At 46.0% G+C, this 22981-nt stretch carries 16 protein-coding genes and 1 riboswitch; of the genes, 8 read left to right on the top strand and 8 right to left on the bottom strand.

All coding sequences use genetic code 11. The features are described 5' to 3' along the window. Positions 1–133: 133 nt before the first annotated feature. A complete protein-coding gene (gene metE / locus SIN01_RS00885; RefSeq protein WP_010025207.1) occupies positions 134–2440 on the bottom strand; it encodes a 5-methyltetrahydropteroyltriglutamate--homocysteine S-methyltransferase in 2307 nt (768 codons plus the stop codon). An 87-nt stretch (positions 2441–2527) separates the two neighbouring features. Next, positions 2528–2642: riboswitch (SAM riboswitch) on the bottom strand. A 312-nt stretch (positions 2643–2954) separates the two neighbouring features. On the opposite strand from metE, the gene SIN01_RS00880 reads away from it, so the two are divergent. The 6 genes from SIN01_RS00880 (at position 2955) to SIN01_RS00855 (ending at position 12621) form a co-directional block, all read left to right on the top strand. Beyond that, positions 2955–4805, top strand: coding sequence for a putative bifunctional diguanylate cyclase/phosphodiesterase (locus tag SIN01_RS00880; protein ID WP_010024767.1), 1851 nt, complete (start codon positions 2955–2957; stop codon positions 4803–4805). Positions 4806–4947: 142 nt separating this feature from the next. Continuing rightward, positions 4948–6237 (top strand): globin-coupled sensor protein, encoded by a 1290-nt coding sequence (locus tag SIN01_RS00875; RefSeq protein ID WP_010024766.1) that lies wholly within the window; start codon positions 4948–4950, stop codon positions 6235–6237. 159 nt (positions 6238–6396) lie between these two features. Beyond that, positions 6397–7362: an AAA family ATPase gene (locus tag SIN01_RS00870; protein ID WP_010024764.1), complete on the top strand. Its 966-nt coding sequence runs from the start codon at positions 6397–6399 to the stop codon at positions 7360–7362. Next, positions 7359–8555 (top strand): DUF58 domain-containing protein, encoded by a 1197-nt coding sequence (locus SIN01_RS00865; protein ID WP_047035151.1) that lies wholly within the window; start codon positions 7359–7361, stop codon positions 8553–8555. Before SIN01_RS00870 ends, SIN01_RS00865 begins: the two co-directional genes overlap by 4 nt. Next, a complete protein-coding gene (locus tag SIN01_RS00860; protein WP_052766838.1) occupies positions 8539–10893 on the top strand; it encodes a transglutaminase TgpA family protein in 2355 nt (784 codons plus the stop codon). The genes SIN01_RS00865 and SIN01_RS00860 overlap by 17 nt, the downstream gene beginning before the upstream one ends. Before the next feature lie 309 nt (positions 10894–11202). After that, positions 11203–12621 carry a SpoVR family protein gene (locus tag SIN01_RS00855; protein ID WP_010026033.1) on the top strand — a complete coding sequence of 473 codons (1419 nt, stop codon included), beginning with the start codon at positions 11203–11205 and terminating at the stop codon, positions 12619–12621. A gap of 265 nt (positions 12622–12886) precedes the next feature. On the opposite strand, the gene SIN01_RS00850 is transcribed toward SIN01_RS00855, so the two are convergent. From SIN01_RS00850 to SIN01_RS00835, 4 genes are all read right to left on the bottom strand, one after another. Further along, a complete protein-coding gene (locus SIN01_RS00850) occupies positions 12887–13966 on the bottom strand; it encodes a DUF871 domain-containing protein (protein ID WP_010026032.1) in 1080 nt (359 codons plus the stop codon). Between the two features lie 95 nt (positions 13967–14061). Further along, on the bottom strand, positions 14062–15441 hold the full coding sequence (locus tag SIN01_RS00845; protein ID WP_047035154.1) for a PTS transporter subunit EIIC: 1380 nt from the start codon (positions 15439–15441) through the stop codon (positions 14062–14064). Positions 15442–15445: 4 nt separating this feature from the next. Beyond that, on the bottom strand, positions 15446–16339 hold the full coding sequence (murQ, locus tag SIN01_RS00840) for an N-acetylmuramic acid 6-phosphate etherase (protein WP_010027247.1): 894 nt from the start codon (positions 16337–16339) through the stop codon (positions 15446–15448). A 135-nt stretch (positions 16340–16474) separates the two neighbouring features. Beyond that, positions 16475–17323, bottom strand: a complete 849-nt coding sequence (locus tag SIN01_RS00835) for a MurR/RpiR family transcriptional regulator (protein WP_010027249.1) — start codon at positions 17321–17323, stop codon at positions 16475–16477. 180 nt (positions 17324–17503) lie between these two features. On the opposite strand from SIN01_RS00835, the gene SIN01_RS00830 reads away from it, so the two are divergent. After that, positions 17504–18073: an LOG family protein gene (locus tag SIN01_RS00830; RefSeq protein ID WP_010027250.1), complete on the top strand. Its 570-nt coding sequence runs from the start codon at positions 17504–17506 to the stop codon at positions 18071–18073. A 229-nt stretch (positions 18074–18302) separates the two neighbouring features. Here the strand turns inward: SIN01_RS00830 and pflA are convergent, their stop codons facing one another. Together pflA and pflB are read right to left on the bottom strand one after the other, a co-directional pair. Beyond that, complete coding sequence (gene pflA, locus SIN01_RS00825; protein ID WP_010027251.1) at positions 18303–19064, bottom strand: pyruvate formate-lyase-activating protein; 762 nt, start codon at positions 19062–19064, stop codon at positions 18303–18305. 44 nt (positions 19065–19108) lie between these two features. Beyond that, positions 19109–21364 carry a formate C-acetyltransferase gene (gene pflB / locus SIN01_RS00820; RefSeq protein WP_010027252.1) on the bottom strand — a complete coding sequence of 752 codons (2256 nt, stop codon included), beginning with the start codon at positions 21362–21364 and terminating at the stop codon, positions 19109–19111. Positions 21365–21622: 258 nt separating this feature from the next. Between pflB and SIN01_RS00815 the strand changes: the two genes are divergently transcribed. After that, positions 21623–21919, top strand: a complete 297-nt coding sequence (locus tag SIN01_RS00815; protein ID WP_373864391.1) for a TFIIB-type zinc ribbon-containing protein — start codon at positions 21623–21625, stop codon at positions 21917–21919. A gap of 205 nt (positions 21920–22124) precedes the next feature. Here SIN01_RS00815 and SIN01_RS00810 read toward each other — a convergent pair whose 3' ends face one another. Continuing rightward, positions 22125–22952 (bottom strand): Cof-type HAD-IIB family hydrolase, encoded by an 828-nt coding sequence (locus tag SIN01_RS00810; RefSeq protein ID WP_010025749.1) that lies wholly within the window; start codon positions 22950–22952, stop codon positions 22125–22127. Positions 22953–22981 lie beyond the last annotated feature (29 nt).

The raw sequence follows: 22981 nt of genomic DNA, 5'->3' as shown, positions 1-22981 counted from the left end.
TCTCCGTCAACGAAACAAGACGCCCGCGGCGAAGACAATCGAAGCGTTGATATTAGACGCGATAAGGGGATAAACGTGTGATGAAACCGAACAAGCCGCGACTTCGTGTCGCGGCTTGTTTGTACGCTTTGATTTATCGAGAAACGGTATTGCTGAGTTCTGCGCGCACTTGCTGCGCCGCTTCAACCATATTTTTAAGTGCAGGAACGGTTTCTTCCGTACGGCGTGTTTTTAATCCGCAGTCCGGGTTGATCCAAACAACTTTTGGATCAAGAACGTTCAATGCGCGTTCGGCATATGATTTCATTTCAGCGACACTAGGAATCCGTGGACTGTGAATATCATAGACACCGAGGCCAATCCCCTTCTTGTAATGGAAGTCCTCGAAGGTTGCAATGATTTCGCCATGGCTGCGTGCCGCTTCAATTGAGATCACGTCCGTATCCAAAGCGTCGATGGTATCGATGATTTCATCGAATTCGGAATAACACATATGCGTATGAATCTGTGTGTCGTTTTTAACGAAGGTGGTCGCAAGCCTAAACGAATAAACAGCATCGTGCAGGTAGCCTGCTTTCTTCTCTTCCTTAAGTGGAAGCCCTTCGCGAAGCGCCGGTTCGTCGACCTGAATCATACGGATATCGGCTTCTTCAAGTGCCTGGACTTCTTTTTTTAGTGCAAGCGCAATCTGGTTAAAGACGCTGGCTTGGCTAATGTCGTTTCGAACGAACGACCAGTTGTAAATGGTGACCGGACCGGTGAGCATCCCTTTAACCGGTTTATTGGTTAAGGATTGTGCATAGGCGCTTTCCTTTACGGTCATCGGTTCTTTCCATGAAACATCACCGAAGATCAGCGGCGGCTTCACGCAACGGGAGCCGTACGATTGGACCCAGCCGAAGCGCGTGAAGGCAAAGCCGTCGAGTTTTTCACCGAAATACTCAACCATATCGTTGCGTTCGAATTCGCCGTGTACCAGTACATCCAGACCAATTTCCTCTTGGATGTCAATCCACTTTTTCGTTTCTTCCTTAATAAATTGATCGTATTGGCTGTCCGACCATTCGCCCTTGCGCCAATTGCGGCGTGCTTGGCGAACTTCCTTTGTTTGCGGGAAGCTGCCGATTGTTGTGGTCGGAAGCGGCGGCAGTTGGAACGCATCCGCCTGCACGTGTTGGCGCAGTTCGAAGGAAGCAGGGCGCGTTGGAAGTTCCTCGCTCAATTGATCCAGTTCTTTTTGAACCGCCGCGTTATTGCGGTGAACCGACTGCTGCAGGGCGTTTAGATCAGCCCGGTTCTGCTCAACAGCCCCGTAAATTGCTGCTTCGCTTTCATTCAATCCCCGGGCAAGAATGACACTTTCGCCTAGTTTTTCATCAGCAAATGCGAGAGCATTCTTCAAAACAGGATCGAGCTCCGTTTCATTGGCAACCGTTACCGGAACATGAAGAAGGCTTGAAGATGGCGTTACCCATAGATTCTTATGCTCTTTTACCGCAGAAAGCAAGGTTTGTAATTCCGTAAAAGTTGCGGAAAGATCGGTTTTCCAAATGTTACGTCCGTCGACGACTCCTGCTGCAAGTACTTTATCTTTTGGAAATCCGTACGCCTTAATGGCTGCAAGATTTGCCTCTTTACCGGCAACAAAATCAAGTCCGAATCCGTCAACCGGGAGAGCAGTCACCTCTTGATAGTGATCCACCGCCTCGAAATACGTTTGCAGCAGCAACTTCAGATCAGGAACATTTTTCTTGATGTAGGCGTAAGCTTTGCTGAATGCGGCAAGATCTTCCTCACTTTGTGCTTTAACAAGAATCGGTTCGTCAATTTGTACCCACTCTGCTCCGGCCTCCTGCAGTTCAGCAAGTACGTGAACATAGAGAGGAAGCAGCGCGTCAAGCAATGTGTCGAAGTGATCGGAATCATAGCCTTTTGCCAATTTTAATAAAGTGATCGGTCCGACAATCACCGGTTTCCCAACAATGCCAAGTTCGGCTTTGGCTTCATTGAAGAGATCAAGAAGACGATTTTTCGTCAGATGCGGTTTCGTGTCATTGCTGATCTCAGGAACGATATAGTGATAGTTTGTGTCAAACCATTTGGTCATTTCCGAAGCTTCGGCATCCTTATTTCCTCGTGCGATGGAGAAATAGGTTTCTAAAGATACTTCGCTTTCATCCGTTTGAAAACGATCAGGAATCAAGCCGAAGAGAACCGCTGTGTCGAGAACATGGTCATAAAGACTGAAATCGCCGATTGGAATCAGATCAACACCGAGATCCTTTTGTTTTTTTAAGTAGCTGAGTCGTAACGCCTTAATGGTTTCTAAAAAAGTTTCTTTTGACGATTTGCCTGCCCAAAAAGCTTCGAGAGCTCGCTTCCATTCTCTTTTTTTCCCAATTCTTGGATAGCCGAGATTCGCGCTCAATACTTTACCCATTCTTTCATCCTCCTGTTTATCCGCTTGGTTAAGTGGGGCAAATAAAAAGCCTCTCTAGTTAGAGAGGCTTTTGTGACAATCCGCACCCTCTTATTTTTCAAGACTCCGCATTGGAAAATCTTGCTGGAATTAGCACCTTTTCATAAATCTGAAAGGTTGCCGGGCTTCATAGGGCCAGTCCCTCCGCCGCTCTTAATAAGAGTTTATTAAGTTAACTTGAATACTATCATGGATTCCATAGACCGTCAATGCATAAATTTCACAAAATGATTCGTTTTTCGCAATAAATAGTCTTGTAGCATCATGCACATTCAGGAAGAAAAGCTTACAATGCTATACATAAAAGAAAGCGATGAATACGTAAAAGAAAAGCAGCATCAGTCAGCTGCTTGTAACACTTAATGATACGAATAAGCATGAAACCCATTTGTCTTCACGTTTCATTCGTATCTGACGATATAAACAATGAACATGCAACTCTAGATTATGAACTGACGAGGGAGCACGCCAAATAATGAGTGACCAATGGAACAAAGCAAACTGGTTGAAAAAAGTAAAAGAACAGCCTGCAGAGCTGTCGATCAGCGATCATCGCATTCGCCGGCGCATTCAACTGCTGAATATTCACCTGTTTGATCTGCAACTCTTGCGCTGGGTTCGGCCATTTCTGATTCGCTTAAGTGGTGATATTGCTGAGGCGACAACCGAGTTTGTTTTTGATCTTTTTAAATTTCAGAGTACGCTCTTACCAAGATCATTAAGCGCAACGATTCGCGACAAAAACATTGAAATTACGCAAATGTTATTAAGCGGAGTTCTTGATCAACGCTTTATCCATTCCTGTCGTGAACAGGCGCTTTTGTGCTTCCGCTATCAGCTGGATTTGTCCAACCAGATTGCTTTGTCGCATGGTTTCATTAATTGCATCGTTGAGGCGATCAATCGACAAGTGAGTCGTCGCGAACAGGCGCTCATCATTTCTAAAGCGTTGGAAAAAATCGTTAACTTGAACTTGCAGCTGATTATGGAAAACTATCAGCAATTAAAAGATAACAATGATCAAAAAAAGGAAGAGGCGATCCGATTTAAGGCGTTTCATGATCCGCTTACAGGCTTGCCGAACCAGCTGGTTGCTGAAGAAGTCATTGAAGCGATGATCGATCAGCGCAAAGACCATTCCTTTTCCGTGTTTAAGATCAATGTCGATCGGCTGAAGATGATTAATGAAATGTATGGGCGGGCGATTGGAAATAAATTGCTGATCATGCTCTCCAGGCGTATCAATGCAGCACTTGAACCGTTTGCGGCAGAACTCTACCGGATCAGCAGTGATGAATTCATGATTCTGTTCAAGAATCGTTTGATCAGGAGCGAACTTATTGATGCTGCCGAACGGGTGACCCATACTTCTGAGCTGCCGTTCCTCGTTGATGGCAAAGAGATCTATGCGACATACAGTATCGGTATCTCACGCTTTCCTCAAGATGGCGCAAGTAGTGTGCAACTTCTTGGATGTGCCGATGCCGCATTGCGCGAAGCAAAGAAGGACACAAGAGTAAGCTATTTTTTCTATAATACGATGCTTCATCAGCAATTGATGAAAAAGATATGTATTGAGAATGAGCTGCAAAAGGCATTGTCCAAGCAACAATTTGTGTTGTATTATCAGCCGCAAGTCGATGCCGGAAGCAGCACACTCGTCGGTGTAGAGGCGCTGCTGCGATGGAAGCACCCGATTCACGGCATATTGCCACCCAGCGGCTTTATTGCGGTGGCCGAGGAAACGGGCATCATTAGGGAAATCGGCTGGTGGGTTCTGAATGAGGCATGCAGACAAATGAAAAAATGGCAGGAGACCGGTGCGCTGAACGTTCCGATCTCAGTTAATCTGTCGTTTAATCAGTTTCGTGACGAGACGGTTGTCAAACAAGTCGCGTATGCACTGAAAACGAGCGGGCTTGCTCCGAGCAGACTTAACTTGGAAATCACTGAATCGATGATGGCTGAAGATCTTGAGCGCTCCGTTCGTATTTTGAATGAGATTCGTGCGCTTGGCGTCGGTGTCAGTCTCGATGATTTTGGAACAGGGTACAGTTCGCTCAGCTATTTAAAAAATTTGCCGATTAACCAGTTGAAAATCGATCGTTCCTTTGTGATCGATATTGTTCGGAATCGCCGAGATCAAGCAATTGTCGCGGCTATTGTGACGATGGCGAAGCAGCTTTGGGTAGACGTGATCGTTGAAGGAATTGAGACGGAAGAGCAGCTCAGAGCCATTGAGGCATGCCGCTGTCGCGCGATTCAAGGTTATTATTACAGTCAACCACTCGCGGAAAGTGATTTTACCGAAAAGTATCTGGCATAAGCAAAAGGGTGAATGGTTGCAAATCAGAGCAGAGAACGGATAAACTTAGGAGATCGAGAGACGACCGTCTTATTTGAGCATTTGTTTTTGATAAGCCGCACGCCGTCACCCGATGACAAAGGGCTGCAGAAGGGGTTGGACGATGCACGTGTTGAAGCGGAAAGTCAAGAAGCAGCAATCATTGCTGGTTCGCGCAAAATCGGAAAAGGTCAATCTGAACATTCAAAACCCGGATGTATTGGAAAAAATAGAGATGCTAGGCTTAAATGAGGAAGACCTGCAAATCTTAAAAATGATGCGTCCATTCGTTGAGGAAGAAATGGCACGGATCGCGCATGAGTTTTATGCTGAATTTTATAGAATTGATTCACTGAAGAAGATCATTGAACAGAACAGTACGGTTGAAAAGTTGAGCAAGACGCTTGCACGGCATGTTCTTGAGCTTTTTTCAGGCGTACTGGATGAAGCGTTTCTTGAACGTAGAAATCGAGTGGGAATGATCCATTACAGGATTGGGCTGAAGCCTCCGGTTTATATGGGGGCATTCCAGAACTTAACCTCGAGCTTAGTGACCCTTGTATTGACTCAGATCGCGGACAGAACGGATGCGGAACGCACGATTCAGGCAATCAATAAAATGATCAGTTTTGAGCAGCAGGTTGTCCTGGAAGCGTACGACGCAGAATACGAAAGATCTTTAAAAAAAGAGTATGCAATCGGACGCGAAGATTTGCGCGCAGCAATTCGAGACGTCAGCCATCAACTGGTCCATCTGTCGGAAGAGAACAGGCGATTGATGAGCAATCAAATGCATCAGTTTGAACGTGTCCGTGAGACTGCGGTCAAGCGAAACGAACTGTCACAGCATGTAAAGGCGCATGCAGCTGCAGGACAAGGCCAGTTGGATCGACTGCTTGTGCAGGTCGAGGCGGCTTTTCATTCCGTACATGAGATGGCCGGCATGGTCAGCCAGCTTGAGCAATCATCAAGTAAAATTGGTCAGGTCATTCAATTAGTTAAAGAGATTTCAGAGCAAACCCATATCTTAGCGATTAATTCGGCGATTGAAGCCGCGCGCGCCGGCGAATTCGGCAAAGGGTTTGCTGTTGTTGCCAAGGAGATTCAGAAGCTTGCCGATCAGACGAGCAAAGCCATGGCTCAAATCGCTGAACTGATCGGAAATTCAACGAACGTCTCGCATGAAGTTGCCGTTTCACTGGATCAGACCACGGCAATTATTCAGAAAGGGATGCAAGAGTCGGCACATACCGGGGAAAAATTCGACGGAATCATTAAAACCGCCGAACAAAACAGCAGTTTGTCGCAGCAAACCGATCAAACCATTCGGGAACTTGCTGCGATCATCGACCAGCTGAGCGGCGGTGTCGAAACATTAGTCGGCTCGGCCGATCAGCTCAAACGTCAGCTTTGATCCCCGATGAACCATTATTTTTAGCAAAAGCCGGCGAATCCGGCGGAAAAAGAAGCTTTTAGGCCGATCTTTGGAAAGGACGGCTCTTTTTTTGTACAATAAAAGATGAAATTATAAAAGATCATCGAAAAAAGAAATCTGTGAGAAGCGAGGTCACTTATGAATCCAAGCGTTGAAGCGCATCAGACGATTTCTGAATTATTAGATCATGTTGAACACGTTGTTGTTGGCAAACGAAAAGTTGTGAAACTCATCACAGTAGCCCTGCTTGCCGGCGGGCATGTGCTTATTGAAGATATTCCCGGGGTTGGCAAAACGATCATGGTGCAAACGATCGCCAAATTAATTGGCGCGGATTTCAAACGCATTCAGTTTACACCGGATCTTCTTCCTTCCGATATCACCGGACTGTCCATCTATAATCAAAAGGAATCCCGATTTGAATTTAGACCGGGCCCAATTATGGGCAATATTATTCTTGCCGATGAAATCAACCGTACCTCGCCGAAGACACAGTCTGCATTGCTTGAAGGAATGGCTGAAGGTCATGTGACTGTTGACGGGGTCACTCGGACGCTTCCCGAATTGTTCTTTGTCATGGCCACGCAGAATCCGATTGAGTACGAGGGAACCTATGCACTTCCTGAAGCACAGCTTGATCGTTTTCTGATGAAATTGTCGATGGGCTATCCAGATCGAAAACATGAGCTGTCGTTGCTTGATCGGGATCCGGAACAAAACCCGCTTAGCAAATTGAAGCCGATGCTTTCCATAGATCATCTGCTCTATCTCCGTCATTTAAGCGCAGCGGTTTTTGTTTCTGATGCGATCAAAAATTATTTAATGGATCTGGTTGAAGCGACCCGAACTCATCCGTCGATTGCCTTGGGGATCAGTCCACGCGGCACGATTAGTTTACTTCGCGCGGTCCAGGCTTACGCATTTGTAGCGGAGCGGGACTATGCAATCCCGGATGATGTGAAGGCGGTTGCTCCTTATGTTCTTGCTCATCGCCTTTTGCTTAAGCCGGAGGCAGCTTATGAGCAAAAGGATGCGTACATGCTCATTCAGGAGATCCTTGCGAGCATTAAAATTCCCGTATCGCTAAAGGAACCGCTGCAATGACAGTGAAACGTTTGCTGAGGCGTTTATTACGCAGTTTTATGCGCACGCTTCCTGCGCTTACTGTTACGGTCGTTTTGTTTCTATTCGCACTTGCTCAAGGCGGTTTTCTGGCTTGGTTCCTCTTTTATGTCTTTATTCCTGTAGACATGTATCTGCTGCTTCTTTTCGTGTACCCCTTTCGCACAATGACAGTTGAACGTACAAAGGTGAATCAAAGGATCTTTGCTGGCGACACGCTTAATCTTACGGTACGTTTAAAGCGGAGATGGGCAGTCCCCTTCTTTCTGCTGACGTTGATTGAGCGGCCCGATGATCAGAGGCTTGCGCATGCAACAATGAAAACGCAAATGCTCATCTGGCTTACTTCAGAACTAACGACCACGATCCGCTTACCCAATATGCCGAGAGGAACGTTTTCCTTGAATCAACTGGAACTTACAGTTGGCGATCCGTTTGGATTTTTTAAACGAACGGTTTTTCTATCCGATGCGACTACTGTCTTTGTTTATCCAAAGCCCGTTCAGCTCTCGGTCGACGATTTAAATCTGACCCGTCATGGCGCCTATGCGTCTTCTGAGGAAGCGGATCGGGCCAATTTTGCCGGCGTTCGAGACTACCGTCCGAATGACCGACCTTCATGGCTGGACTGGAAATCTGCCGCGCGAACGCGCACACTCGTTACAAAGCTTTTCGAGCCGGAACAGGAGCGCCTCGCCTCAGTGATTCTTGTTGCAACAAAAACAGAAGAGAATGAACGATTCGAGCTTGCCATTTCCTATACCGCTTCTCTGCTCAAAACGTTGCTAAACTGCGGATTTACCGTGTCCCTGAGCTATCGTTCCGGGACTCAGCCGCTTCTTCTTCATGATCATTCAGAGCGTACGCTTGTGACTGCTTATCAAGCATTAGCTGAATTGACTAAAGAACAGGTGCTTGAATTAGACGAGGTTCAGATAACGACATGTGCAAAAAATATCGGTTATGCCGTAAGTACCGATGAAGGTCTGGCTGCCGTGATGAGCCGTTTTGCAGACACCTACAGACGTCCGCAAAAATTGTTCTACATCGTTGGGAAGCAAACGCCCCAGGTACATCCGCAGCAACCGTCTTCGTGGTTTTCAATGCTCTATGTCACGAAAAAGCAGGCAATACCAAAGGGAAAGACAGGTGACGACTATGGGCGACAGCCGTAACGCATTGGTCGCAAGAACCATCATCTACGGCCTGTCCGGGCTGCTCTTATGGTTCTGCTTTCAACCGCTTCTCGTTCTAACAATCTTAAATGCCAAGCTGCTCTTGCTCCTGTTTATCGGGGGGATGCTGGTGATGTTTTATTTGAAGCTGCCGAAATGGCTTTGCGTGACGATTTGTGCGGGTTTAATTCTGCATGCCGTACATTTTTATTTCTTCAAAGCCTATCCTTTACTGCAGCCCGAGTGGTTTCTGCTGTTTTTAGGACAAACAAGCGACAGTTTCCAGTTGCTTTGGCAAGGCGAGGCTGCCGAGATCCCGGACGTATTTAGTGCGTTCATGTTTTACCTTGTCTTTGGATTTGTACTATTCACGGTGAATCATTGGCTGGAGAAGGGACGGATTATACTCTTTGTTGCGCTTGCCATGTTGAGCAGTCTGGCGATCGACACGCTGACGTATTTCGATGGGCGGCAAACCATCGTTGTTCAGGCAGCGGTTGCACTTGCTCTGTTGAGTTTTCATCAATGGCAAAATTTTGTTCAAAAAGGTGACAAGACCCATTCGCTGAGAATGACAAGGAGCTGGTTTGCTGTAACAGGGATGGTCATTGCTGCCTTCCTTTTGTTTGCACTGATGCTGCCAAAGCCGGACAGTTTGTGGAAAGGTCCGGCAAACTATTTAAACGGACTCGGGTTGAGTTTCTTTACTAATGATTCGTTTTTCTCAGGAAACCAAAGGATTGGTTACGATGATGATGATTCGCGTTTAGGCGGCTCCCTTGCGATGGATCAAACCCCACTGTTTACCGCTGCAATCAGCGGATCACCGCAATATTGGCGCGTCGCGTACAAGGATCATTACACCGGGCATGGCTGGAGTAACGGCGACCGCTATTTCATGCCCGTATCCGGTTCGCGCTCATTGTCCGAAATGCTCACGCTCTATGGGGCGAAGACCAAGAAAAATGAGCAGACGGCGGTCCTGCATTTTTCCGGCAGCAGTCCGGCGATTTTGCCTTATGCGGGCGAGCCGCAGCAGATTACGGTTCCAGGAAAACAAGTGAAGCTCGATCAGCTCAATGGACAATTACTGACTGTTGATGAACGGAAGGCGGATCAGGCGACCATTCGCTACGAGGCTCCAAGTTATCACACATCGGCACTGCGCGCACCTGCTTCAGCAAATGATCCGCAAATCATACGTGACACTTATTTGCAATTGCCTCAGAAATTGCCCAAGCGTGTACAAACGCTCGCAAAACGGCTGACCGACGGAAAGGCGAACCGCTATGATCAAGTGAATGCAGTTGTAAACTATCTGCGATCGTCACGATTTACCTATTCGACCGATCGCGTTCCGGTTCCGTCAAACGATCAAGACTATGTTGATCAATTTCTGTTTGCGTCAAAAGTCGGCTATTGCGACAATTTCTCAACATCATTCGTGGTGCTTTTGCGTTCAGCGGGGATTCCAGCACGCTGGGTTAAAGGGTTTACTTCGGGCGAATATGTCGGAAACGTTCAGGAAAAAGTCAAGGGAAAAACAATCGACTTAAACGAATATCGGATTACCAACGCAGACGCACATTCCTGGGGAGAAGTTTATTTTCAGGGCAGCGGCTGGGTGAACTTTGAAGCAACGCCTTCCTTCAGCAACCCGAGCGAGTTTGCCTCTGAGAATTCGACGAAGGCTTCTGAACATTCAGATACACAGCAATCGGACAACAGCTCTGAATCTGATCAAAATCAACCAAGTAACAACCAACAGGAGCAAAAGCAGCAAAAGGACCAACAGCAGAAAACGGCAAATCCAAACAATACGGATCCCCAGAAGAAAGCCCAAACGAACAACGCTGGTGCAGAAACGTCAGCTGTTCATTGGAAGTCAATTGGTTGGACAGCCGCAGGCATCCTTCTCGCTGCTGCGATTGCTGCGTTTCTGACCCGCAAAAAATGGCTTCGCGCAGTCTATGTTCACCAGCTGCATAAAAAATCAATTGCGCGTGAGCAAGACTTCGTGTACGTATACCAGCGGCTGCTTCGCGTGCTTGCGCTTGATGGGTGGAAACGTTCGGATTCAGAAACGTTGCGCGAGTTTGCACGTCGCTTTGATGAACAAAATGACGGCAGCGCGCTTTATCCGTTAATCGAACAGTATGAGCAAATGATTTACCGGAGCCATAGCCGTGGCCATCAGCTGAATCCGGATCAGATCCGTACTTTGCTGAATCAAACGATTGAACACCGCTCCAAAGTAACGCCAGCGGAAAAGGACTCAACCAAAAAGCAGAATGAACCTGTTGAGGCGAGCAGCCGCAGCGACGATGCAAAACCATGAAAACACAGACCAACGGCACACCAGAAAAGTTAAAGTAAAACGGTGAGGTCTTGGGTACCGCGAGCCCCTGTTGAGGCGAGCATCCGCAGCGATGATGCAATAAAAAGGCATCGATCAACGACTCATGATTAAAGCAGGATGGCGCGCATCTGCGAAGAGCAATAGCCTGTTCGTATCAAAAGATCGGATGAAAGATAAAAGACTTAGAATTCTGGAGATTTGCCCGGTATATTTTGTCCGGTTCGACTCATAGGATGAAGAATAAGTCAAAGTGATTGCTGATCATGAATCGGAAAGGGTGCTGCGTCGATGAATGATACGGACCATAAGGAGCTCGAACGATCAATTGAGGAAATAACAGAGATTGCAGAAGGATTTGGCCTTGACTTTTACCCGATGCGTTACGAAATCTGTCCTGCGGAAATCATTTATACATTCGGTGCCTACGGAATGCCGACGCGCTTTTCCCATTGGAGTTTTGGAAAGCAGTTTTACAAAATGAAGCTTCAGTATGATCTCGGTCTTAGTAAGATCTACGAATTGGTCATTAACTCAGATCCGTGCTATGCATTCTTATTAAATACGAATAGTCTTATCCAAAATAAAATGATCGCTGCCCATGTGCTCGCCCATTGCGACTTTTTCAAAAACAATGTCCGCTTTTCCAACACGCGCCGAGACATGGTTGAAAGCATGAGTGCAACCGCTGAGCGGATTCATAATTATGAAGAACAGTATGGGAGCAAAAAAGTCGAAAAGTTTCTGGATGCGGTGCTTGCCATACAAGAACATGTCGATCCGCGCATCATTCGCAAAGGTGATTGGCTGGACAGTAAACCGGGCAAACCGGTAAAAAAGAAGAAGAAGCCGATTTCGCAATATCAAGACCTGATTGACATGGATAAAACAGATGAAGCTGATGGGCAAAATGAAGAGGAAACCAGATTTCCGAATCGCCCGGAGAAGGATTTATTGTTCTTTATTGAAGAGTACAGTAGGGCACTTGAAGATTGGCAGCGCGACATTCTCACAATGCTGCGTGAAGAAATGCTTTACTTCTGGCCGCAGCTGGAAACGAAGATCATGAATGAAGGCTGGGCCTCCTACTGGCATCAGCGAATCCTGCGTGAACTGGATCTGACTTCTGATGAAGCGGTTGAATTCGCCAAGCTGAATGCCCAGGTTGTTCAGCCGTCACAGCAAAGTCTGAATCCATACTACCTTGGGTTAAAGATTTTCGAGGATATCGAAGAACGCTACAATCACCCCAGCCAAGAAATGCTTAGCGTCGGCGTCAAGGAAGGCACCGGCCGTGAGAAAATCTTTGAAGTCCGTGAGCTGGAATCGGATCAATCCTTTATCCGCAATTACTTAACCAAGCAACTTGTTCAGCGTGAAGATCTATTCATGTTCGAAAAGAAAGGCGATCAATACACCATTACCGATAAGGATTGGAAGAACGTTCGCGATCAACTCGTCTCGATGCGCATCAATGGCGGATTTCCGTACATTGTTGTCGAAAACGGCGATTATCATCATAACGGTGAATTGCTTCTGAAGCATCGATACGAAGGGATCGAACTGGATCTCCGCGATCTTGAAGGTGTCCTGAACTACTTGTTTCAATTGTGGGGGAGGCCGGTACACTTGGAAACTGTAATCGAAGATCATCCAACCTTGTTCAGCAGTGAAGGCAAAGAAATGAAACGAAAGCGATTGGACAGTTAATGGAATCGAGAAAGGACTGCCAAACAGCTCCTTCCCAGATATTGGGAGGAGCTGTTTTTTTGCATCCCTAGATGTGCCAAGCACTTTGAATAAAGACGGTCAAATGCATTTCACGGAAGTAAATATAAGTCATCCCAAAACGCTTCAACCTAAAACAGAAAAAAGTCAATCGGAAATTGCTCGTTGACGTGCCGTTAATTAAATAGAGAAGCAAAAGCAGCAAATCGGGGATGCCGGTTTGCTGCTCTTTTAGCGGACTATAGGTTCATATATTTGTACGCTTACTTTCCCAGACAATTTGGAATTTGGTACTGCCGCTTATATACTGCAGAAGTGGCAAATCCTTGGAAGTGATTCTCCCTACTCGATTCACTTTTTCATCTGCTGCAAGATCGCGTTTACTGATTTGGATCTCGCCTTGGTAGCGACCATAACATTCATTGTCTATAGTAATCGAACCCGTGGGACGTGGCCGATAATGATGGTCTGGCAAAATTGGCGTATCCACGAGATGCAGCATTCGTGATTCATAGGAGCGCACGCAGTCTCTAGCTTCGTCTGGTCGATTCGTTTGTACCGTACTGAGTGTTTTAAGTAGCTTTTTATCTTGAGTTTCAGGGTGGGCATGGAGAAGTATGACGCCTTTATCCCAAGCAATAAACTGTTCAAGTACCTGATCCGACATGTCTGGGTCACCAAGGATTAAATCATCGACAGATTCATGGAGCAAATCGACAAAAGCAGCAAATGGAGAATAATGACGATGGTCTTCGAGAGTAGGTAACCCTTTATATAAAGGTCCGCGACAATTTTGATCTCCAGGGAAAAAAGCTGCAACCGATAATCCGGCTTCCTTAAACCACGCATTAGCGCGTCGAAAGGCTTGCCGCGAGAGTCCGGTTTCTGGTCTCGGATAGAAGTTGTGACACGCGGTCACTTGACTTGCAACCATCCCTTCACGCAGCATGACCGCTAATGATTGAGGGGTGAGCGTGCTTGCATTAAGTACAATAGCTATTTGATTTGATAGAGCAACGGCAGATTTTTCATCAAATCCGTCATCGAGCCGAAGTGCATTAATCCCCATGTCCTTTAATTGACTTACATTATTTAAGCTTAAGCACAGTGCGTCCAAGGAATCCGCAGCGACATCCGCGGTAACGTGCATCTTATTTTTCTTTGCCCATAATCCCAATTCGTTCAATCGTTCCCGATAAGTCGCTGAATTTTCTTCTGGGATATGTAAAGAAGTGAAGATTCTTCTGAATCCGTGATCCCGATAGCGATTCATTCGCTCCAACTGCTCATCAATCGGTTGATTTAAATAGACTGAATAACCAAGCAATAGAAACACTCCTTTTCATCGGTTCTTTGTTGAAAAAAGAAATGAAGCGGGGAATCACCGCTTCATTTCTTTTGGCTTTATTTATCGCGATCCGCTCATTTAATATTCTCTGCCATTTTCTCATTATAGCCGAATAGATAGGTGAGAATAAATCCTGCTGCGTATGCAATAATGAGTCCAATAAAATAATAAACGTATTTATTTTGGGCAATCAGGGGGATTAAAGACAAACCGGAGACACCGATACCGAGTGCGCCCGTATGCATGACTGCTTGAAAAGCACCGCCGAATGCTGCGCCGATACAAGCGGTAATAAATGGCCGACCAAGCGGGAGTGTCACGCCATAAAGTAAAGGTTCGCCAATGCCTAGAAATCCAACAGGCAATCCTCCCTTGATGTTATTACGCAATTTCTTGTTCTTAGTTTTCACGTAGACTGCAATGGCTGCACCAACCTGCCCCGCGCCGGCCATAGCAAGGACAGGAAGCAAGCTCGTATAGCCAAACTGATGAATCAAATCGAGATGAATCGGCGTTAGTCCTTGATGCAATCCAACCATCACGAGTGGGAGGAAGAAACCTGAAAGGAGTGCACCGGCAACGACGCCACCAATAGTTAAAATCGATTGAATACCATTTGTGATTGCATCTGTGAAAACACCGAATAATGGCTGAATGGCGTAAAGTGAAAGAAGTCCGACGATCAAAAGAGAGATTAGTGGAGTAATAATAATGTCTAGACTGTTTGGTACTCCTTTACGCACTTGTTTCTCAATGAGTGTAATCAACCAAGCAGCGAAAATGACGCCAAATAAACCACCGCGTCCGGGCGTCAATGCTTCTCCGTAAATAGTCAGGTTGGCGAGTGCCGGATTAAAGAGAATCATACCCATGATTGCTCCAAGCACCGGTGTTCCATTAAACTCTTTGGCTGTATTCCATCCAACTAAAATCGCTAAGAAGGTAAAGAGACTGCTGCCGATAACGACCATAATGGAAAGTAGTGTCGACTTTGGATTGGCACCGGCATTGATCGCAAAATTAGCAATTCCGTTGATCAACCCTGAGGCGACCAATCCAGGAATTAGAGGAATAAAAATATTACCGATTTTTTTTAATAATTGTTTGATTGGTGTTTTCTTTGACTTATTTTTAATTTCTTGTTTTTTTATTGCTGCGCGTTCCTCTAGACTTAGGTCATCAGGGTTATTTTCTTCCCCAATTTTCAGACCAGTCAACGAACTCAGAGCCTCTGCAACCCGGTTTACCGTTCCTGGTCCGACAACAATTTGCAACGTGTCATCATCAACGACGCCTAAGACGCCGTTAATTGATCTTAAGCGTTCCATATCGACTCTTGCTTTCGTGTTAACCGTAAGGCGCAGACGTGTTTGACAGTGCATGATCTTATACAAATTTTCTTGTCCACCGATATTCTTTAAGATAGATGCTGCCATTTGCTGTTCCTTAGTCATTTGATCATTCCTCCTTAAGTGTTTTGCGAACAAAGCCGTGAGCTGCATTCAGTCGTACAATGGCTTCATCATATGTGCAATTGAGCAAAATCATTACGATTGCAGCTTTGACATTGTGATTTGCCTGAACAAATTTTTCTTCGGCTGTATTTCTGTCGGTACCGGTAGCTTCCTCTATGATTCGTTTGGCACGGTCAATCAGCTTGCTGTTGGAAGGCTGAACGTCCACCATCAAGTTTCCATATACTTTTCCAATCTGAACCATTGAAGCCGTTGAGATCATGTTAAGCACCATTTTCTGAGCTGTTCCTGCTTTAAGCCGAGTTGAACCCGTCAATACTTCGGGTCCTGTTTCAATTTCTATTGCAGTATCTGCATAACGGCTGATCGCAGCATCTGTGTTGCATGCAAGACTAACTGTTTTGGCGCCTTGGTTTTTTGCATAGGTTAATCCGCCAATAACATAGGGGGTACATCCGCTCGCTGCAATACCGATCACGGTGTCCTTTGAACTGATTAACTGCTGTTTAAGATCTTCACCTCCAAGTTCTTTGCTGTCTTCTGCACCTTCAATCGCCGTCGTCAATGCTTTTTCGCCCCCGGCAATGAGTCCTTTTACCATTTCCGGAGAGACACTGAATGTAGGAAGACATTCCGACGCATCGAGCACACCGAGCCTGCCACTGGTTCCGGCTCCCATATAGATTAATCGTCCGCCTGTTTTGAATGAAGAAACCACATGCTGGGTCGCTTGTTCAATGGATGGCAAAGCCTGCTCAATAGCGTAGGGAACGGTCTGGTCTTCATGATTCATCATCGTCAATAATTCATGAAGCGACATGGTGTCCAGGTTCATTGTCTTCTGATTCCGGCGTTCAGTTGCGAGATTTTTTTTCACTGCACACACACCTTTTCTGTTCTCTTTATTGTTTTATTAATAATATTCTATAAAATTGAAACAAAAAGTCAATATAATTAACGAAAATAAAGAAATTATATTTCACAAATGGGAGAATAAAAAGCAATCATTCAACTATCGCCTAAATTTAATGACTGCTTCACGAGCTTCTCGATACTGTTCAATTAAGTGGTCGCTGGATAAATGGAAGACGCTGAGATACAAAGCATCGACAATATTGAGTTGCGTCATCGTGGAGGCGATACTTCCGATACGGAAATCCTGTTCTACGGCTGGTGTACACAATTGGATATCGGCCATTTTTAACAGAGGGGACTGCGCGGCATTGGTGATCGCGATCACATGAGCGCCTTTATTTTTAACGAGCTGGGCAAGCTGAAGCACATCCTTTGTTTTACCCGACATGCTGATGGCAACAAAAACGGAAGCGGGAGACAGAAACGGCGTTGTGGCAGCTGCTTGGTGGAAGTCGGGAATCATCATCGAATGATAGCCGAGTCGTGAAAATTTGTAGCTTCCATCCATTGCGGCAATAGCGGAACCACCAACGCCAAAAAAAATAATCTTATCTGCTTCTTTTAAATGGCGGACTGCTTTTTCAAATTGTTTGCGTTCCAGTGAAAGTGAGGTTGATTCAATTGCTTGCTTGTTTAATTGAGTAACCTTGCAGAAAAGATCGTAAGGTGCGTCGTTTTTCTTTAAACTTGAAAAGTCAGTCAAATCTTCTTTAGATAAGGGAAGTTCCTTGGCAAGCGTGAGTTTAAAGGTCTTAAAATTTGCCGCACCAATGGATTTGCAGAAACGAACAACCGTTGCTTCGCTGACATCAGTCTTATTTGATAAATCTTTTGACGTCATATTTGGAACGAGTTCAGGATAGCGTGTAATATAGCGGCCAACTCGTTTCTCGGCTTCTGAGAGTTGATTGAGGCGGTTCTTAATTTGCTGGATTAACGTCGGCATCTGCCATCCTCCGTCATTGAATTTGTTCTTTAATAATATTATTGTTCATTCAAGCTTGCAAGAAAAGGAATAAATGGATTGCGCGTTCGATTCATGGTTCATTTAGGGCGAAATGGAGGATTGTGAGTTTTCCAAGTATGCTATAGTAAACCTATCATCAAAGAGAAATGAGGGAGCGACTTGAAACGTATTGCGGTTTACTGTGGGGCGAGCATGGGCAAGAATCCGATCTATGAGACGCATGCAAGGATGCTGGCGGAATGGATTGCTTCTCATCGTTACGGATTGGTTTACGGAGGCGGGAAGATCGGCTTAATGGGTGTTGTTGCCGATACGGTGCTGAATCATGGTGGGCGCGTTACAGGGATTATCCCGCAATTTCTCGTTGATCGTGAAATCGCTCATCCTGGGCTCGAGCAATTAATCGTGACTGAGGATATGGATGTTCGCAAGAAAAAAATGATGGAGCTGTCTGATTGTTGCATTGCGCTTCCTGGAGGTCCGGGAACACTGGAAGAGATCTCTGAGGCTGTCTCTTGGGCTCGCGTTGGTGAGAATGACAGTCCGTGTATCTTTTATAATGTCAACGGCTACTACGATTTGGCGGCTCAGTTTTTTGACCAGATGGTTTCAGAAGGCTTTCTCACCCAAGAGGATCGCGCCAAAATATTTTTTATCGATACCCTTGATGCGATTGAAAAAGTGATGAACGGTTATCAACCGCCCATTGTTCGCAAGTATGCGAAATAACTGTAGCAATCTAAAGAGTACCGCGTAACGAGAAAAACGAGAGGGCCATTTGTCCCTCTCGTTTTTTGCTGTGCTCATGATTCAGATGCCAAAGCGCAGGAAGACTGGCTTTCGTTCCGATACTCAATCGAAAAGTTCTCTTCGGGGTGTTGCGTCATCCGGATCGAAGACAAAAAAACAGAGAGAAGCGTTCTTCTCCCTGTTCATTCATGCGATAGATTCTGTTCGATCACTGTGGCGCTGCGACGAGTGGTCGATGCAGCTTTTGCTGGATTAATTCGGCAGCACGGGTGACTTCCTCGTTAGTCGGCGGTTCGATGCCTTCGAGGGGATAGTCGAGACCGTTTGCCTTCCATTTGAACACACCCATCTTATGATAGGGTAGAATTTCCACGCGTTCGACATTATCCAGCGTGTCGATGAATGCGCCAAGATCGGTCAGATCATCTGCAGAATCGGTAATTGTCGGCACCAGAACATGGCGGATCCAGACGGGAATCTGTTTCTTTGCTAAAAGACGTGCAAAGGCGAGAATCCGTTCATTTGGCTGTCCGGTCAGCCACTTATGACGTTCTGAGTTGATTTCTTTAATATCGAGCAAAACCAGATCAGTGACTTCTGCCAGTTGATCAAATTTCTGATGAAAGAAAGGTGCATCGACATAGCAGCATCCGGATGTGTCCAGTGCGGTGTGCACCCCGATCGCTTTGCACGCTCGAAACAATTCGATGAGAAAAGGGATTTGCAGCAGTGCTTCGCCGCCGCTTACCGTAATTCCGCCTCCGGATGACTGGATAAACGGAAGGTAGTCCTTTAGCTCGCGAATGATCTCATCAACGGTGACTTGCTTGCCTGTTCCGATTGGTCGTGTATCGACATTATGGCAATACTTGCATCGGAGCGGGCAGCCTTGGGTAAAGACGACAAAGCGAATGCCGGGTCCATCAACTGTGCCGAACGATTCAATGGAATGAATGTTACCGAGAACCATTGAAGCTCCTCCTTCCTTTTACATACAAGACTCAGAAACAGTAGTTAAATTGATTTGTGGAAGGTGCGGTGCAGCACTTCCAGTTGCTGTTCACGGGTCAGCTTAATGAAGTTGACGGCATATCCGGAGACACGGATGGTCAACTGAGGATACTTTTCAGGGTGATCCATGGCATCAATGAGTGTCTCGCGGTTGAACACATTAATATTAATATGATGGCCTCCCTTAACTGAATAGCCGTCGAGCATCGCATCCAGATTGGACGTGCGTGAGCCGTCATCTTTGCCGAGTGCTTGCGGCACAATTGAGAAGGTATTCGAGATACCGTCTAGTGCATCGCGGTATGGTAATTTCGCTACTGACGACAGTGAAGCGAGCGCGCCTTTGCTGTCGCGTCCGTGCATTGGGTTTGCGCCCGGCGCAAATGCTTCGCCGCGCAGGCGGCCATCCGGTGTGCTGCCGGTCTTCTTGCCGTAGACAACGTTCGACGTAATCGTCAAAATCGATAGTGTATGAACCGATTCACGATAGGTTTCTGTCTTTTTCAGCTTCTTCATAAAGCGCTCCACAAGATCAACAGCAATGGCATCGACACGGTCATCGTTATTTCCGTATTTCGGGAAATCACCGTCGATGGTGAATCCGGTTGTAATCCCATCTTCGTCACGCTGTACGTGAACCTTGGCATATTTGATCGCACTAAGCGAGTCTGCTGCGACGCTGAGTCCGGCAATACCGGTTGCCATCGTGCGCAGAATATGCGTATCGTGAAGTGCCATTTCACTGCGTTCATAGGAGTACTTGTCGTGCATATAGTGGATCACGTTCAGGGTGTTGATATAAAGATCAGCCAGCCAATCCATCATAATGTCGAATTTCTGCATGACTTCATCGTAATCCAGCACATCACTTGTAATCGGCGAAAGCGGAGGAGCGACTTGAACCTTTTTAATTTCATCAACGCCGCCGTTAATCGCGTACAGTAGTGTTTTCGCCAAGTTTGCGCGTGCACCGAAGAACTGCATTTGCTTGCCAATCCGCATTGCGGAGACGCAGCAGGCAATGCCGTAATCGTCGCCATATTGAAGGCGCATCAAGTCATCGTTTTCATATTGAATTGCGCTGGTCTTGATGGAGATCTGGGCACAATATTCTTTGAATGCTTTTGGCAATTGCTTTGACCAAAGAACTGTCAGGTTCGGTTCCGGTGCCGGTCCGAGATTTTCCAATGTATGAAGAAAGCGGAATGAGTTCTTGGTCACAAGCGGCTGACCGTCTACAGAGATACCGCCGATCGATTCGGTCACCCAAGTCGGATCGCCGCTGAACAGTTCATTATAGTCCGGTGTACGTGCGAACTTAACAAGGCGTAGTTTCATAACGAAATGATCGACCAGTTCCTGAGCTTCTTCTTCAGTCAGTACGTGGTTTTTCAAATCGCGTTCAATGAAAATGTCGAGGAAGCTTGACGTTCTGCCAAGACTCATCGCTGCCCCGTTCTGTTCCTTAACTGCAGCCAAATAGCCGAAGTAGAGCCATTGGAAGGCTTCTTGAGCATTGGATGCCGGTTTAGAAATATCAAATCCGTAGCTCGCAGCCATTTTCTTAATGTCCTGCAGTGCACGGATTTGTTCGGTCAGTTCTTCGCGCAGGCGGATCACATCTTCACTCATCTTGCTTCCTGTATTCTTTTTATCGATTTGTTTCTGTTCAATGAGAAAATCGATGCCGTATAGTGCGACACGCCGATAGTCGCCGATAATACGGCCACGTCCGTACGCATCAGGAAGGCCGGTAATGATCCCAACGTGGCGCGCCAGTCGCATTTCGTCGGTGTACGCATCAAAGACGCCTTGGTTATGTGTTTTACGGTATTCAGTGAAAATGTGGTCGACCTCTTTGTCGATTTTAAAGCCATAGGATGCTGCAGCTTGATCAGCCATGCGAATTCCGCCAAACGGCATTAGCGCACGCTTAAACGGCTTATCGGTTTGAAAACCAACAATTTTTTCCATGTTTTTATTTAAATAGCCGGGCTTATGGGATGTAATGGTTGAGACGATTTCGGTGTCCATATCCAGAACTCCGCCGTTTTTTCGTTCTTGTTCAGACAGCTGCATCACTTGTTTCCAAAGAAGTGTCGTGTTCTTTGTCGGTCCGGAGAGAAAGGATTCGTCGCCTGTGTACGTATGAATATTCCTTATGATAAAGTCGCGAACGTCAATCTCATGTTTCCAGATTCCGTCAGCAAAACCATCCCAAGAGGAATCATACTTGTTTTCTTTTACAACTGCTTCCATGTCGTTCATCTCCTCATTTCTTCATTTCTACATCATTTGATGAAACACATGATGTTTTTTCGTACACACTTAGTATATAATAACTTATGTAAACGCTTACACCTCATCTGTGTCTTTTTTGTTAACATTTTGTCGCGTATACAGACGTAAACGTGTATTTGGGTGCGTATGACTATACAGTAATAAAGCGCATTCATAATGATTTTTGAAAAGAGAGGAAGTGATCGGATGTTTTGCCCAATCTGTGATGATGTTCGTATGAAAGAAGTTGAAAAAGATGGTGTCTTGATCGATGTGTGTCCGAACTGCAAAGGGATTTGGTTGGACCGTGGCGAGCTTGACAAGCTGTCCCAGCGTGTACAGGAAGTCCGCCGTCCGTTTAATGACTGGTATGATGATGACGATGATCGCGACTATAAAGACCGCCATCATAAAGATCGTGACAGTAAGTACCGCGATCAGAGATATGACCGCGATTATTACGAAAAAGGCAAATATCCAAGAAGAAAAAAGAAAAAATCGGTGATGGATATGCTTGGCGATATTTTTGATTGAAAAGGATCCGGAATTGAGAAAAAACGCTCAATTCCGGATCCTTCTTTTTTCTAAATATGACGATAGATAACCTGAGGCAAGGTAACGAGATGTTAAGCAAGAGCTCAGGTGAATTCCGTTACCGTCTGTGGGCAGTTGCTACGGAGCGTTTGTGTTTAGACTTAACCTGCTTTTTTTCAAAAGAAGTTTTTCTCAAAGATTGGGATTATGATACAGCGGGAAGTATGCCAAGTCGTTCAAGTGCAGCCGCAATTCCGTCTTGATCGTTGGATAAGGTGACATAATCGGCAGAGCCCTTTACTTGCATTGGCGCATTTGCCATCGCCACACCGACTCCGGCAAAGCGGAGCATCGGTACATCGTTAAAATTGTCTCCGAACGCAAGTGTTTGTTCCTGGGGGATCTGAAAACGATCCATAATCTTCTGCATTGCTGATGCTTTGCTCGCTTGGTTCGCCATGATTTCCAAATAGGTTGGCTTCGACTTATAGCAGACTGCATCGAGCGACATATCTGTCAAGCACAGTTGCAGTTTATCAATTTCAGCCGGGTCGCCCATACAGAGGATTTTATGAATCGGTGGTAAATCATCCACTTGTGTCTTGCGAAAAGCAAATGGATATGCTGTTGTCCCGGCAATTGCCTGCTCCTGAACGACCCAAGGATCATCTAGATCCGAAACCAGCCAGCGATTAAAGCTGTATGCAGAAAAACTTACCGATGGAAATTGATCGCTCACGTGCTGATATACCGTAAATGCGGTCTGCGCATTCATTGTCTCTGAGTGCAGCGGGGCTGAGGACTGCAGCAGCGCATCGACAATCAAAGCACCACTGTAACAAATGATCGGACAGGATAACCCGAGTTGCCTCTGCAAAGGGCTAATGCCGCTTGGCATGCGTGCTGAAACGAGGACAAAAGGAATGCCTCTGCTTGTGCATCCTTGTACAGCACGGATTGTTCGCTCAGTAAGTTCATGATGCGAGTTGATCAGGGTACCGTCAATATCGCTGAAAATCAAATGAATTGCCATGAAATCCGCTCCCTTAACAGAAATTTTGA

Origin of the sequence: Sporolactobacillus inulinus, assembly GCF_006539285.1 — a bacterium.
Classification (GTDB): domain Bacteria; phylum Bacillota; class Bacilli; order Bacillales; family Sporolactobacillaceae; genus Sporolactobacillus; species Sporolactobacillus inulinus.
This window is presented reverse-complemented; position numbering and strand designations above follow the sequence as displayed.

Excerpts from the sequence above, each read along its gene's own strand:
- metE (WP_010025207.1), bottom strand. The coding sequence starts at position 2,440 with ATGGGTAAAGTATTGAGCGCGAATCTCGGCTATCCAAGAATTGGGAAA.
- SIN01_RS00880 (WP_010024767.1), top strand. The coding sequence starts at position 2,955 with ATGAGTGACCAATGGAACAAAGCAAACTGGTTGAAAAAAGTAAAAGAA.
- SIN01_RS00875 (WP_010024766.1), top strand. The coding sequence starts at position 4,948 with ATGCACGTGTTGAAGCGGAAAGTCAAGAAGCAGCAATCATTGCTGGTT.
- SIN01_RS00870 (WP_010024764.1), top strand. The coding sequence starts at position 6,397 with ATGAATCCAAGCGTTGAAGCGCATCAGACGATTTCTGAATTATTAGAT.
- SIN01_RS00865 (WP_047035151.1), top strand. The coding sequence starts at position 7,359 with ATGACAGTGAAACGTTTGCTGAGGCGTTTATTACGCAGTTTTATGCGC.
- SIN01_RS00860 (WP_052766838.1), top strand. The coding sequence starts at position 8,539 with ATGGGCGACAGCCGTAACGCATTGGTCGCAAGAACCATCATCTACGGC.
- SIN01_RS00855 (WP_010026033.1), top strand. The coding sequence starts at position 11,203 with ATGAATGATACGGACCATAAGGAGCTCGAACGATCAATTGAGGAAATA.
- SIN01_RS00845 (WP_047035154.1), bottom strand. The coding sequence starts at position 15,441 with ATGACTAAGGAACAGCAAATGGCAGCATCTATCTTAAAGAATATCGGT.
- SIN01_RS00835 (WP_010027249.1), bottom strand. The coding sequence starts at position 17,323 with ATGCCGACGTTAATCCAGCAAATTAAGAACCGCCTCAATCAACTCTCA.
- pflA (WP_010027251.1), bottom strand. The coding sequence starts at position 19,064 with ATGGTTCTCGGTAACATTCATTCCATTGAATCGTTCGGCACAGTTGAT.
- pflB (WP_010027252.1), bottom strand. The coding sequence starts at position 21,364 with ATGGAAGCAGTTGTAAAAGAAAACAAGTATGATTCCTCTTGGGATGGT.
- SIN01_RS00815 (WP_373864391.1), top strand. The coding sequence starts at position 21,623 with ATGAAAGAAGTTGAAAAAGATGGTGTCTTGATCGATGTGTGTCCGAAC.
- SIN01_RS00810 (WP_010025749.1), bottom strand. The coding sequence starts at position 22,952 with ATGGCAATTCATTTGATTTTCAGCGATATTGACGGTACCCTGATCAAC.